Below are 12,071 nucleotides of genomic sequence, written 5' to 3' on the forward strand. Positions count from 1 at the left end.
GATCGTCGAACGACTTCATCTGCTTGCAAAGAAATGGGCCCCGCGGCCCCGCAAACCCAAAGCCCCCAAGGGCACGACCTGAGAATTGCTTCCATCTGCGGTCCACGCCGGATGGTTACCTCCTTTGCGGTAAGTGAACCGCTTTAAGGGGCCCGGAGATGCCAAATTCATGAGACGTCGGGGCCTTGGAAAAAAAGACAGCAGAGCGCCCACTCTTCCCCTGCGGTGACACGAATGGCCCTGTGTGGTCCTGTACAGACGGTCTCGATGCACCTCCATTTTCGGCAATTGACTAAATGCCAAGGGCGGCGCAACCTTGGGCGCGTTGGGAGAGATATGGTGCGAGGGATTGGGTCTACTGCGAACGCCGCCACAGAGACGCTCGACACGTTGGCGCAGCGGGTCAGGATGCATCTCTCCCGAATTGCCGGGGCGGCAACTCCGATCACTTATCAAGCTCTTGCCAAGGCCTTGAACCTCTCACCGCCCAATACGATCCAACAACTCACGGTCGCGTTGGAATATCTGATAGAGGAGGATGCCGCCGCCGCCCGCCCGTTGATCGCAACGCTTGTCGTCAGCAGGGCCCGCGGTGGGTTGCCTGGACCCGGATTTTTCGATTGCGCAGGGCGTGTTGGACGCTTTGACGGTGATCCTTCGGGACCCGAGAACACGACGTTCTATGCGGAAGAGTTCAATAAGGCCGTCGAATTCTGGCGCAAGGCCGCCGAAGTCGTGGATGCAGAAACCAAGTCCGACAGCCATCCTGACAACGGGGATTGAAGCCCCCGCGCGACGACGTCCCAGAGGGGATCGGCCCAGAGTCGACCGTTGCCATCGTGTATCGTGCCGAGCCGCAGCCTTCATCAGACCGGCCATGCATACGTCGCCCAGCATTTTCATGAGGCCCAGCATTTTCATGAGCCGAATGGCGGCCGTGCGGGACGAAGCGGAACTTTGTGACACACTAGACGGAACGCCAAAGATGGAACGTCAAGTCGACGGATGGGATGCCGACAGATGGGAGGCCAACCTGATCCGCCCAAGTTCTGAAAACCGGAAAGCGGACGGGGCTGCAAGTGCAAGGCTGGTGGCTCCCGCATGAGAGCGAAAGCCTGTGCACATCCTGCTCAGGTCTATTTCAGACGATGATCCAGAGACCCATCCCGAGCAAAACCGCACCAGCTATCCTGGACAACGTTTCACCACCGGGAAAGATTTTTTCGACCAGAACGTAGATCGTGATAATCCGTGCGGCATTCGTGTCGCCGACAACGAACAGAAGACCCATCAGCGCCCAACAGCAACCGACACAGAACAGGCCGTGACGCCAGCCCATACCCAGCGCGCCCCATCCGCCCTCGCGCCACTGGGTCATCAGAAAACTGATCGGAGCGCGGCACTGATGCAAGCAGGCGTGTTTCATCGGGCTGAACTGATAGAGCCCGGCGACGACGAGGATGGCACCACCCAGCGGACCCGTGGCCTTCATCATCATCGCCCAAATCAGAAACAGGCCGACAAACTGCATTGACGTAAACGTCTGCAGATACGCCATCATTGCCGTATCGCTGTGGGCCGATCATTACGATCGGGCACTGGAGGATATTTTCGCGGTTCAGGACGCGATATCGCAAATGATCGTCGCGTCCCTTGGGGTCAGGATGCAGGCGACCGCCCTGATGCACGCATTGCGCAAACGCCCGTTTGAAGGGGATGCGTATGATTGCCTGTTGCGTGCGCGGCGTTACACCGCCCCCCTGAACGAAACAATGTACGCCGAGGCACGAGACCTTCTTGAAACAACGATAGAGCTTGGTCCGAACCGACACGAGGATGTGCTGGTGGATGTGCAGCGCATCAGCATGCCGGATTTTTACTGGATGCATGTGCTGAACGCCGCCGCATTCGGGCACCTTGGCCGCATGGAGGCCAGTGCGTCCCTGGCGAAGATGAAAGAGGTGAAACCCGGTGTCTCCGCCGCAGAGGAAATCCAAAAATGGAATGTGGCGCCGCGAAATTATGCGCATATCATGGAGGGCCTGCGCAAAGCTGGGTACGACGAATAGAAGAATTTGCCGCCCGTCTCGCATGTCGACTTTGCCCGACCCTTGCAACTTTCGCCATCTGAGGCGCGCGGTTGGCAGGGACCGTTCCTGAGGGGGCGCGCGCGTTTGCACCGCCCGCGATTGTATTGCGAAGCCTCGATTTTGGACGGCCAAGCCAAAGACCGTCATGCCAATGACAGTCATGGGGGAAGCTGATATCGCCCCGGACGTCCGGCTATTTGGTCGAAATGTGAAAGGTCCTTTCACGACCATACTCCCAAACGGCGGGCGATTCATGCAACAGCCCCTGTCTGAAACGGTCGGACAACGTCACTCCACCCCTTCTGGCCGTTCCATGGCCACGTCCAACGCACGTTCCAATGCCATTCCGACATTCAATATGTGGTCCTCGCGGAACAGCCCGGCCCACAGCGATATACCAGAAGGCACACGATGCAGCACCTGTCCCACCCCGGGCGCTGAACCCGGACCTGCCGCCGGCCGGCTGCTCCGCTGTTCGAACCCTGCGCGCAGGTGCAGGCAAGGATGGCCGGTGAAATTTGACGCCACCAGCATCGGGCCCGTCGCGAAGGGGCCGATCAAAACATCAATCCGGCGGAACATGCCGTCCAATGCTTGCATCACCTGATATCGCATCTTGTCCAATTGCACGTGATCCACCGCCGACAGCAACCTCGCCCGCCGAAACGTGTTTGGCCAAGCCTCGTTGCTTTGCACAGCCAGCATGTCGTCACGCCCGGTGAACGTCAGTTCCTCGAAATTCGCCGCAGCCTCGGCCATCAGGAGATGGCGCAGAGATCCATAGGGCAGGGGCGGCAGATCGACCTCTGACACCGCCATCCCCAGCCCCTTCGCCGCCTCCAATGCCTGTTTGTCCACCTCTGTCGCGCCGTCACCAAATGTCTCGGGAAGATACCCCAGCCGCAGGCCCGAAATGCTCTGATCCGCGCGAAAATGGAATGGTGCGGCGATAGAGCCTCGGTCGTTCATATCCGCGCCGTTCAGGGCAGCAAGGACCAGCCCCGTATCCTCGACCGAGCGACAGATCGGCCCGACCTTGTCCAGCGTTGCGCACAGCACCATGGCCCCAGTTCGAGGCACCCGCCCGAAGGTCGGCCTGAGACCCGTGGTCCCGCACCGCTGTGACGGTGACGTGATTGATCCCAAAGTTTCGGTGCCGATGGCAAAGCCGCACAGCCCTGCTGCAGTGGCTGCAGCTGATCCGGCGCTTGACCCGCTTGCCCCTTCGTCGGTGTTCCAAGGATTGTTTGTGCGCCCGCCATACCACACATCGTTGCGCGCCAGCGCCCCGAGAGAGGTCTTTCCCAGCAAAACCGCGCCCGCCGCCAGAAGGCGCGTTGCAACTTCGCAATCTTGGGTCGGTTTGCGGTCACGGTAAGGCTCTGCGCCCCAGCCGGTGACAATATCTTTAGTGTCGAAAAGATCCTTCAGCCCATAGGGAACCCCCAGTAGCGGCCCGGGGATATCGCCGACCGCGCGGCGGGCATCCGCCGCTGCGGCCTCGGCCAGGGCGCGATCCGCCGTAACGGTGGCAAAGCAGTTCATCACAGGCTGAAACTTGGCGATCCGTGCAAGATAGAGACGGGTCAGCGCCACGCTGGTGATCGCGCCCACGCGAAGCCATCCCGAAAGTCGGGTCACAGGTGCAAAAGCGATGTCGGCCTCATTGTCCGGCAGCGGACCTGGGTCCGCTTCGGTAAAGACCTGACCATCCGGCAGACCCGGCATGACAAACCCCGGCAAGCGCGGATCGAACGTGCAGGCCATGGGGGCATCGTTCCCGATCTCGGTCGCCCGAAGCGCGCGGGTCTGCGCCATTTGCTCGTGCATCAACGCGGCGATTTGATGCCGTTCGTCTTCGGTATAGCGCACGCCCAATACGGCTTCGGCCCCTGCAAGATCGCTGTGATTGATAAACTCGTCCATCGTTGCGCCCTCGTTCATCATTGCGTCCTCGCTTATTATTGCGTCCTCGTCCGGGTTTCCACGAACCGCATCATATTTCTGCGATCGGGTGCTGGTCATGTATGGCGGCCAGATTAGGAAAGAACGGGCCGCGCGCGATCTGAGCAGCGCCAGCCACCCCTATAGGTTTGCCCTGAATGAAAGCCTGCCACCGCGTGAGCGCAAGGTGGCAGACCTGACCGTGCCTGAACATGATCCCCGATGGCTGGATGCAAAACCATGACTCGCGCTGTTGAAATCCGGGATTTCTCGTTCAGCTTCGGGCAGGGCCGTGCCCGCATACCGACTGTGAAAAATGCCAGCTTCCGTGTTGCCTCGGGCGAAGCCGTTGGGACCATAGGTGAAAGCGGCTCTGGGGAAGCCACCATTTTGCGCGCGATCACATGCCTGATGATGCGCGCGTGCATTACACCTACCCTGACGCCGGGGGGGGCGCCCCCAACGTCGTTCAGGCCAAGGCCACCGTGCGCCAGTTTATCCGCGCCCGCGATCTGCTCGGCCTGTCCGATCTTGTGGCCCGGGTTCGCGCCATAGCAGACGGTGCCGCGCTGATGCCAGGCACCAAGGTCGAGTCCAAGGTCTTTTCGACCGTCTCAAATCTTATTGGCAACCGCCCCTCGGCTCCTGCCCCGGGGTGTCAGAATGGCCGACTTTTACTCCGCGACGGCCAGAAATTCCGACCGTTTCTGTGGCCCAGTTTGCTTTCGGGGTTCACAGCCGAAACCGTCCTTCCTGGTGCAAAAGGTGCCGCTCGACGTGCCGTGCCCGCGCCCTTGGGGGAGGAGAAAACCGTAGCAGGTCATGCCCCACCCCCACTACCCTCAAAGCCTCCTATCGCCCCGATTGCTTTTGGCGCCGCGAACCCGGAGAGTTGACGGATGGACATCACGCTTATCAAAACCTTTGTCGAGGTTGCAAACACGGGCTCATTCGTGGCGGCCAGTGACCGGCTCTTTGTGACGCAATCGGCGGTCAGCCTGCGGATCCAACGGCTGGAAGACAGTCTTGGCCATCCCCTGTTCACCCGCTCCAAGGCGGGGGCGGTATTGACGCCGTCCGGGGCGCAATTCGAACGCTATGCGCTGAACCTGCTCAAGCTCTGGGAGGAAGCGCGACAACAGATTTCCATCCCCGAGGGCTTTGATCGCGCCCTTTCCATCGGCGCGCATTATTCGCTTTGGCCGCGGCTCGGGTTCCCGTGGATCGACGCCATGCAAGCGACAATGCCGGAGCTGAGCATTCATGCCGAACTGGGCATGGCGAACCGGATCACCCGGTTTCTTGTCGAAGGGATCGTGCAAGCCGCACTGGTTTATACCCCGCAGCTTCGGCCCGGGTTGATCGTTGAGCCCGCCCTGAATGACGAGCTGATCCTTGTCGCCTCCTATGCCGGGGCGACGTTGGACGACAAAAAGGACTATGTCGCGGTCGACTGGGGGCCGGAGTTTACCCATGCCCTTACCATCAGCCTGCCGCATCTGACCGATTCCGGTCGCTCGATGGCGCTGGGATCGCTGGCGACAGAATATATCATCAACCGCAGGGCGTCGGCCTATCTGCCAGCGCGATCGGTGCGGCGCTATCTGGACAGGGGAATACTGCACCGCGTGGCAAATGCGCCACGGTTTCCCTACCCCTCGTGGGTTGTCTGGCGCGATGATCTCGACGACGACCTTTTGGCCCTGGCTCGGTCGACGTTGAAAACAATCGTCAAAGCCACTGAACAGGAACAGAAAAATGTTGTGGCTGAAATAGAGCATATGCGGGACTTTGAACCGTATCTGCCCGGCGTGATTACCGATGAGTAATAGTCGCTTTATCTATGAATAGAACGATTTTTCCTCGTTCTTATGGGAGCTTTATAACCGGCCTCAGCAGAGATGCTTCCGTTCCGAAACCCGGATCGGATCACCTTTACTGGGAAAGGATTGACCCATGAAAACACATCTGAAACTCACCGCAGTTTCCGTACTGGCACTTGTGGTCGCTGCCCCTGTTTCCGCACAAACCAACATCACGGGAATTCAGGGTCTCAACGACCAGATTGACGACATCACCACCGACGTAGAGCGCGACCAGCGCCGCGGTCAGGATGCAGAGCGATTTGGCCCCAATGGCGTTCCGCAAGGCTGGCGCGGCTCGTTCGCGCTGTCGGCCTCGGGCACATCGGGCAACACGGACACCGGCGAAGTCTCTGGTGCGGGCCGCCTGACCTATGGCGTTGGCTCCTGGAACCACCTTGTCGGGCTTGCCATCGAATACGGCGAAGCGAACGGCATCAAGAGCGAAGAGAAGTACTTTGCCACCTATGAAGCCAACCGCTACTTCACGCCGGACTTCTATATGTTTGGTCTGGGCCGCTATCAGTACGACGGTCTGCTGATCGACAATACCGGCACGGTGCTGCCCGGTTCTGAAACAGACGCCTTCCTGGGCTTTGGTCCCGGCTACCGCGTGATGAATCAACCGCACAACACCTGGCGGGTGCAGGCTGGCCCTGGCATTCGCTATTTCAAGGACGCCCTTGGCGTGTCGGAAACCGAAGTCGGCTTCATCGCCTCGTCGCGCTATTTCTATGCGTTCAGCGACACCGTGTCGTTCACCATGGACACCGACGTGCTTGGCTCTGACGTGAACACCGTGCTGTCAAACGACGCCGGTGTGAACTTCAAGATGTCGGACAACCTGTCGACCCGGCTCAGTTACCGGACCGACTATAACACCGACCCGACACCGGGCCTGGATTCAACCGACAACACCCTTGGCCTGTCTCTGATCATGGGTTTCTAACAGCAAGAAAGGCGCTGGCGGTTTCCTACCTCGTGCCACCGGCGCGTTGACTTGAAGGAGGATGGGTCAACCCATCCTCCTTCTTGTATGTGGATGCGCCCAAGCAGGCTGCCCCCGCGTATCGTGCGCCGCCTTCGTAATGCTTGCGGCCCCGGGAAATCAGCGTATCGGAACAGGCACATCTTCCTCGCCACCGTGCCGGTTGATTTCAGGACGGGTATGGACGGGCTTGCGCGTGCTCGAAACGGCAAGCCCGGCTTCGTTTGAAACCAACAGCGCCGGTTGATGGCGTGGATGTCATCAGGTTTGGCTCATCCACGCCATGCCGTCATCTGAGCTGCACGAGGGGAGCCGATCCGGCCAACATGCCTGTCGAACCGCTTCAGTCAGCGGCGGCGGTCCACCAAATCAGCCATGACGCAAAGCAGCTCGAACATCATGGTTGCGCCAACCAGCGCCGTCATCCCCGCCAGATCGAACGGCGGCGCGACCTCGACCACATCAGCGCCGATAATGTTCACCCCGGCCAGAAGCCGAACCATCTGTTGCGCCTCGCGCGTGGTGAAGCCACCGATTTCAGGAGTGCCGGTGCCAGGCGCCATCGAGGGATCAATCGAATCCACATCGAACGTGACATAGGTCGCCCGGTCTCCCACGATGCTGTGCACCTCGGCCATCACCTCGGCGACGCCGCGACGCACGAATTCTTCCATGTAAATGATGCGGATGCCTTGGGCCTTGGCCCAATCATGTTCGCCCGGCTCATAAACCGATCCCCGGATTCCGATCTGCACGATGCGATGCGGATCCAGCAGCCCTTCTTCGATCGCGCGCCGGAAGGGGGTGCCGTGGGTAAAGGGGTTGTCGCCGAAATAGCTGTCATTGGTGTCAGAATGGGCGTCGAAATGGATCAAACCGACCGGACCGGATTTGGCGAGCGCGCGCAACACGGGCAGCGTCGTCAGATGGTCGCCACCACAAGACAGCGGCAGCGCACCGGTGGCCGCGATCTGCGCCATCCCCGTCTCGATCAGTTTCAACCCGTCAAGCAGGTTGATCGGGTTCACCGGCAGATCCCCGACATCGGCAACATGGGCGATGCTGAACGGCGCGATCCCGGACGCATGATGCGCCGCCCGCATCAGGCTTGATTGATTGCGGACCTCGCGCGGGCCGTGACGCGCGCCCGCGCGATTGGTGGTGCCACCATCCCAAGGAATACCGATCAACGCGATATCAAGCCCCTCGGCCGTCGGCACGGCGGGCAGGCGCATGAAGGTTGAATGACCGGCGAAGCGGGGGACTTCTGCGGCGTCAACGGGCTGGTGAAAGGTCGTCATGGGTATATCCTCAGTTGAATTCTCGCGCGGCTGCGGCTGTGATGCCCGCCACGCAATCGGCTAGTAATAGGTCGCCATTTTTGGCCGACGAGCCCTCGGTCAGCGACAGCACACCAGATGGCGGGACCTCTGCGCAGGGCTTGGGAAAGCGGTCATATGGCAAGAAGGCTGCGGGGCCGTCATGGCGCGCCAGAGACAGGTCCACCAGCTCGGGACGCAGCGCCATCATCATCGACGTTTCCAGCACCGAGGCATGTTCCAACTCGATCCCCGGATAGCCATGCGGGAAGATGCGGTCCAGCGTCTCAGCGCGCACCATATCCCAATGATCGACGCGCAGGATGACAAGATCCGCAGCGCGGTCGCGACCGATCGCATCAAGCGCCAATTCGATCCCCTCGATCGTCGGGCCGATATTCTCATAATGCCCGTTCACGGTGACGATCTTGCGCACGTTCTGGCGAAACAGATCGCAGATCACATCGCGCACGATCAGCGAAAACGTCTGCGCCGTCAGATTGAGCGTGCCCGGAAAGCCCGGCCCGCCGCCAGTCTTGGGTTGCGAGCGATTGCCATAGGCCACGGTGGGCAACACCAAGCCGCCCAGCTCTGCCGCCGCGCGCGCCGCGATCGCGGTGGGGATCACCACGTCGACATTCAGCGCCATATGGCGACCATGCTGCTCGGTTGCGCCCAGGGGCAGAAAAACGGGGGCTCCGGCGGTGATACGCGCCTCAACCTCGGGCCAAGGAAGCTCTGCGTAAAATACACTATCTGTCATGTTCTGATCCATTATGTCATGGCCGCGCCGCCATTGGCGCCAAGGCATTGCCCGGTAAACAGGGTGGCGCCTGACCCGGCCAGAAAGACCACCGCTGCGGCCACTTCTTCGGGGCGGCCAATGCGGCCAAGGGGGTTGTTGGTTTCCAGGGCCTTGCCCTCGGGGCTGAGATTTTCGAAATCCAGTAGGGGTGTATCGGTGGGGCCCGGCGCGACGGCATTCACCAGAATGCGCGGGGCCAGTTCGCGCGCCCACGAGCGGGTGACGCCCAGCATCGCCGCCTTGGTGCCGGCATAGACCGAGCCACCCGCGCGCCCCAGATAGGCCAGTTCCGAAACGATATTAATGATGCGCCCGCCCTCGGGCAGATGCGCCAACACCTCGCGCGCGACCAGCATGGGCGCGCGCAGATTGATGGCCGTCATCCGGTCGATATGATCGGCGCTGAGATTTTCCAAGGAGCGTTCCTCGAAAATGCCCGCGTTATTGACCAGAATGTCGATACCACCCAAGCGCTGCGCCGCGTCCTGCACGGCGGCCTTGATCTGCGCCTCATCGATCAGGTCACAGGGCAGGATCGCGATCTCGCCCTCGGCAGCGGTCAGATCAAGCCCGATCACTTCGGCCCCGGCTTCCTGCAGCGCGAGGGCGATGGCCCGCCCGATCCCGCTGGCGGCCCCCGTGACCAATGCGCGTTTGCCCTTCAACGGTGTCACCATGGCACCTCTCCTCGATCAACGCCAAGTGACTGGCCGGTGATATTGGCCGCCATGTCAGAGGCAAGAAACAGATAGGTCTGGGCCATGTCGGGGGGCTCCATCAGGCCCGGCAGCGCCTGACCTGCAACGATGCGGTCCAGCAGCAGGGCCTCGTCTTCGCCGTCCTCTGCCGCGATCCGCCCGAGCGAGCGCATCGAGGCCTCGGTGCGCACCCAGCCCGGACAAACCGCATTCACCCGAATGCCACGCGGGCCCAACTCGCGCGCCCAGGTCTTGGTCAGCCCGATAATCGCATGTTTTGAGGCGACATAAGCGCCAAAGCCCGGCTCGGCCACGCGCCCCCAGATGGAGGACGTGTTCACGATCGCCCCGCCGGCGCCCATGCGTTGCAGCGCCAAAGTCGTGACCAGGGCGGTGCCGTTGATGTTGATGTCGATAACCCGGCGGAACGCCTCGGTGACGGCGTCAGACCCATCGCTGATGGGGGTCATCAGTTCGAGCCCGGCATTGTTGATCAAAACGTCGATTGTTTCGAGCGGCGCCAAGGCCGCGGCGATCTGCTTCTTGTCGGTGATATCGGCCTGCGCCGATGTCGCACCCAACTCGGCTGCGCGATCATGGATCGCCGTATCATCCGCAATCAGGTGAAGCCGCGCGCCCGCCTGCGCAAAGCCCTGTGCCACACCAAACCCGATGCCCCGGCTGGAGCCGGTAATGACAACGTTGCGATCGTTGAAAGAAATGGCCATCAGTGTTGCCCCTCTTCACGCATCATCCGCATGATCTTGCGTTCGATGTCGATATACCCCGGGCATTCGAGCAGTTCTTCCTTGTTGCGGATGCGTTTTGCCGGTTTGAATTCGGGGATGATCTCTTCCTTGATCCGGCCCGGATGGCTGGAAAGAAAGACGATCTTGTCGGCCAGAAAAATGGCCTCTTCGATGTCATGGGTGACGATGATCATCGTCGTTCCCGAGGCCTCGGCGACCTCAATCATCAACTCCTGCATCTGCCAACGCGTTTCGGCATCAAGCGCGCCGAAGGGCTCGTCCATCAGCAATACTTCGGGCGCATTCGCCAAGGTCCGCGCAATCGCCACGCGCTGACGCATCCCGCCCGAAAGCTGGGACGGATAGGTGTCGATGAATTTCGACAACCCGACAAGGCCGATGAAATGCGCTGCGCGTTCGCGCCGTTCCTTGGCCGGGACGCCGTTGATCTTCATCCCGAATTCGACATTCTTGCCAACCGACATCCAGTCAAACGACGTGTAAGCCTGAAAGACCATCCCGCGTTCACGCGCCGGGCCATCAATCTGCGCCCCCTTCAGCGCGATCGTGCCACTGCTTTGCGCCTCAAGCCCCGCGATCATCCGCAGAATGGTTGATTTTCCGCTGCCAGATGGCCCCAGAAGGACACAGATCGAACCCTTCTCAACCGCGAACGAAACGTCATCGACAGCCGTGAGCGACCGTCCCTTGGACAAGGCGAAGGTTTTCGAGACGTTGTTAATTTGAAGCAAGTGTTGAGACATCAGCGCACCTCTTGCAGATAGGGAAAGAGGCGGCGGTGCAAGATCGCGAAGACCTTGTCAAAGATCAGCCCCATAACACCGATGACGATGATGCCGGACAGGATCTCGTCGGTGTGCAGAAAGCGCCGTGCGCGCATCATCATCGCTCCGATGCCGGTGGTCGACGCGACGATCTCGGCGATCACCAGATAGGTCCAGACCACGGCCAACATCTGGCGCATCGCGGTCAGGATATTGGGGGCAACGGCGGGCAGCATCACTCCGAACACGGTGGCCCACCGTCCTGCGCCCAGCGTCAAAGCCGTTTCAATCAGCTCCTTGCGGATTTCTTTTGTGTGATCCGCGATCAAGGTGATGAGAAAGAAGATCACCCCAAGAAAGAGCAGCGCCAGCTTTGGGGCCTCGCCAGTGCCAAACCACATCAGCAGGATCGGGATAAACGAGGGGGCGGGCAGATAGCGCCAGGCTGAAACGAACGGTGCCAAGATCGCGTCCACCGCCGGAAAGGCCCCCATCGCCACCCCGAGCGGGATGGCCACGAGGCAAGCCAGCGTGAACGAGACAAGCACGCGCATCATCGAGATCAGCACATCGCTGCCAAAACCGTTTGCGAACAGGCGCACAGTCGCACCAAGGACATCGCCCGGTGCCGGAACGAGAAGCGGGTTCACCCAGTGCAAACTGGTGGCGAGGATCCAGATGCCGAAAAACACGACCCAAACCCCAATCGCCGAGATCAGCATCTGGCGTCGTGGAACGGAGACACGCACCTGCAAGAATTTGGGCTTGCGCCCGGTCGAAATCTTCTGCCGCATGGGGGGGCTCCCGCAAGGGCCCCTCGACCAAAGCCGA

13 protein-coding genes are annotated in these 12,071 nt (G+C 60.7%); 5 read left to right on the forward strand and 8 right to left on the reverse strand.

Translation table 11 applies throughout. The features are described 5' to 3' along the window. Positions 1-408 precede the first annotated feature (408 nt). The gene (locus tag E1B25_RS18725) at positions 409-783 is read left to right on the forward strand and encodes a hypothetical protein (protein ID WP_132831116.1); all 375 of its coding nucleotides are present in this window, start codon (positions 409-411) and stop codon (positions 781-783) included. Positions 784-1,141: 358 nt separating this feature from the next. Here the strand turns inward: E1B25_RS18725 and E1B25_RS18730 are convergent, their stop codons facing one another. Continuing rightward, positions 1,142-1,561 (reverse strand): DUF2182 domain-containing protein, encoded by a 420-nt coding sequence (locus tag E1B25_RS18730; RefSeq protein ID WP_132831117.1) that lies wholly within the window; start codon positions 1,559-1,561, stop codon positions 1,142-1,144. Between E1B25_RS18730 and E1B25_RS18735 the strand changes: the two genes are divergently transcribed. After that, a complete protein-coding gene (locus E1B25_RS18735) occupies positions 1,482-2,069 on the forward strand; it encodes a hypothetical protein (protein ID WP_165937680.1) in 588 nt (195 codons plus the stop codon). The genes E1B25_RS18730 and E1B25_RS18735 overlap by 80 nt on opposite strands. A gap of 309 nt (positions 2,070-2,378) precedes the next feature. On the opposite strand, the gene E1B25_RS18740 is transcribed toward E1B25_RS18735, so the two are convergent. After that, a complete protein-coding gene (locus E1B25_RS18740; RefSeq protein ID WP_245510773.1) occupies positions 2,379-4,115 on the reverse strand; it encodes an amidase in 1,737 nt (578 codons plus the stop codon). A 323-nt stretch (positions 4,116-4,438) separates the two neighbouring features. On the opposite strand from E1B25_RS18740, the gene E1B25_RS18745 reads away from it, so the two are divergent. The 3 genes from E1B25_RS18745 to E1B25_RS18755 all read left to right on the forward strand — a co-directional run bounded on the left by E1B25_RS18745 (position 4,439) and on the right by E1B25_RS18755 (position 6,845). Continuing rightward, complete coding sequence (locus tag E1B25_RS18745; protein ID WP_132831119.1) at positions 4,439-4,930, forward strand: hypothetical protein; 492 nt, start codon at positions 4,439-4,441, stop codon at positions 4,928-4,930. Positions 4,931-4,933: 3 nt separating this feature from the next. Then, positions 4,934-5,863, forward strand: coding sequence for a LysR family transcriptional regulator (locus E1B25_RS18750; RefSeq protein WP_132831120.1), 930 nt, complete (start codon positions 4,934-4,936; stop codon positions 5,861-5,863). Between the two features lie 127 nt (positions 5,864-5,990). Beyond that, on the forward strand, positions 5,991-6,845 hold the full coding sequence (locus E1B25_RS18755) for a DUF481 domain-containing protein (RefSeq protein ID WP_132831121.1): 855 nt from the start codon (positions 5,991-5,993) through the stop codon (positions 6,843-6,845). A gap of 386 nt (positions 6,846-7,231) precedes the next feature. Here the strand turns inward: E1B25_RS18755 and speB are convergent, their stop codons facing one another. Genes speB through E1B25_RS18785 form a run of 6 tightly spaced genes read right to left on the reverse strand, consistent with a single transcriptional unit; the run spans position 7,232 to position 12,034 of the window. Next, positions 7,232-8,185 (reverse strand): agmatinase, encoded by a 954-nt coding sequence (gene speB / locus E1B25_RS18760; protein ID WP_132831122.1) that lies wholly within the window; start codon positions 8,183-8,185, stop codon positions 7,232-7,234. Between the two features lie 10 nt (positions 8,186-8,195). Next, positions 8,196-8,966 (reverse strand): creatininase, encoded by a 771-nt coding sequence (locus tag E1B25_RS18765; RefSeq protein ID WP_132831123.1) that lies wholly within the window; start codon positions 8,964-8,966, stop codon positions 8,196-8,198. 11 nt (positions 8,967-8,977) lie between these two features. Then, complete coding sequence (locus E1B25_RS18770; protein WP_132831124.1) at positions 8,978-9,685, reverse strand: SDR family NAD(P)-dependent oxidoreductase; 708 nt, start codon at positions 9,683-9,685, stop codon at positions 8,978-8,980. Next, positions 9,679-10,434 (reverse strand): SDR family NAD(P)-dependent oxidoreductase, encoded by a 756-nt coding sequence (locus tag E1B25_RS18775; RefSeq protein ID WP_132831125.1) that lies wholly within the window; start codon positions 10,432-10,434, stop codon positions 9,679-9,681. The genes E1B25_RS18770 and E1B25_RS18775 overlap by 7 nt, the downstream gene beginning before the upstream one ends. After that, positions 10,434-11,219, reverse strand: a complete 786-nt coding sequence (locus E1B25_RS18780; RefSeq protein ID WP_132831126.1) for an ABC transporter ATP-binding protein — start codon at positions 11,217-11,219, stop codon at positions 10,434-10,436. Before E1B25_RS18780 ends, E1B25_RS18775 begins: the two co-directional genes overlap by 1 nt. Beyond that, positions 11,219-12,034: an ABC transporter permease gene (locus tag E1B25_RS18785; protein WP_132831127.1), complete on the reverse strand. Its 816-nt coding sequence runs from the start codon at positions 12,032-12,034 to the stop codon at positions 11,219-11,221. Before E1B25_RS18785 ends, E1B25_RS18780 begins: the two co-directional genes overlap by 1 nt. Between the last annotated feature and the right edge of the window lie 37 nt (positions 12,035-12,071).

Origin of the sequence: Antarcticimicrobium sediminis, from assembly GCF_004348975.1 — a bacterium.
GTDB classification, from domain to species: Bacteria; Pseudomonadota; Alphaproteobacteria; order Rhodobacterales; family Rhodobacteraceae; genus Antarcticimicrobium; species Antarcticimicrobium sediminis.

Bases quoted from the DNA above. Each gene is read 5' to 3' on its own strand.
- E1B25_RS18725 (WP_132831116.1), top strand. From the start codon at position 409: ATGCATCTCTCCCGAATTGCCGGGGCGGCAACTCCGATCACTTATCAA.
- E1B25_RS18730 (WP_132831117.1), bottom strand. From the start codon at position 1,561: ATGATGGCGTATCTGCAGACGTTTACGTCAATGCAGTTTGTCGGCCTG.
- E1B25_RS18740 (WP_245510773.1), bottom strand. From the start codon at position 4,115: ATGACCAGCACCCGATCGCAGAAATATGATGCGGTTCGTGGAAACCCG.
- E1B25_RS18745 (WP_132831119.1), top strand. From the start codon at position 4,439: ATGCCTGATGATGCGCGCGTGCATTACACCTACCCTGACGCCGGGGGG.
- E1B25_RS18750 (WP_132831120.1), top strand. From the start codon at position 4,934: ATGGACATCACGCTTATCAAAACCTTTGTCGAGGTTGCAAACACGGGC.
- E1B25_RS18755 (WP_132831121.1), top strand. From the start codon at position 5,991: ATGAAAACACATCTGAAACTCACCGCAGTTTCCGTACTGGCACTTGTG.
- speB (WP_132831122.1), bottom strand. From the start codon at position 8,185: ATGACGACCTTTCACCAGCCCGTTGACGCCGCAGAAGTCCCCCGCTTC.
- E1B25_RS18765 (WP_132831123.1), bottom strand. From the start codon at position 8,966: ATGACAGATAGTGTATTTTACGCAGAGCTTCCTTGGCCCGAGGTTGAG.
- E1B25_RS18770 (WP_132831124.1), bottom strand. From the start codon at position 9,685: ATGGTGACACCGTTGAAGGGCAAACGCGCATTGGTCACGGGGGCCGCC.
- E1B25_RS18775 (WP_132831125.1), bottom strand. From the start codon at position 10,434: ATGGCCATTTCTTTCAACGATCGCAACGTTGTCATTACCGGCTCCAGC.
- E1B25_RS18780 (WP_132831126.1), bottom strand. From the start codon at position 11,219: ATGTCTCAACACTTGCTTCAAATTAACAACGTCTCGAAAACCTTCGCC.
- E1B25_RS18785 (WP_132831127.1), bottom strand. From the start codon at position 12,034: ATGCGGCAGAAGATTTCGACCGGGCGCAAGCCCAAATTCTTGCAGGTG.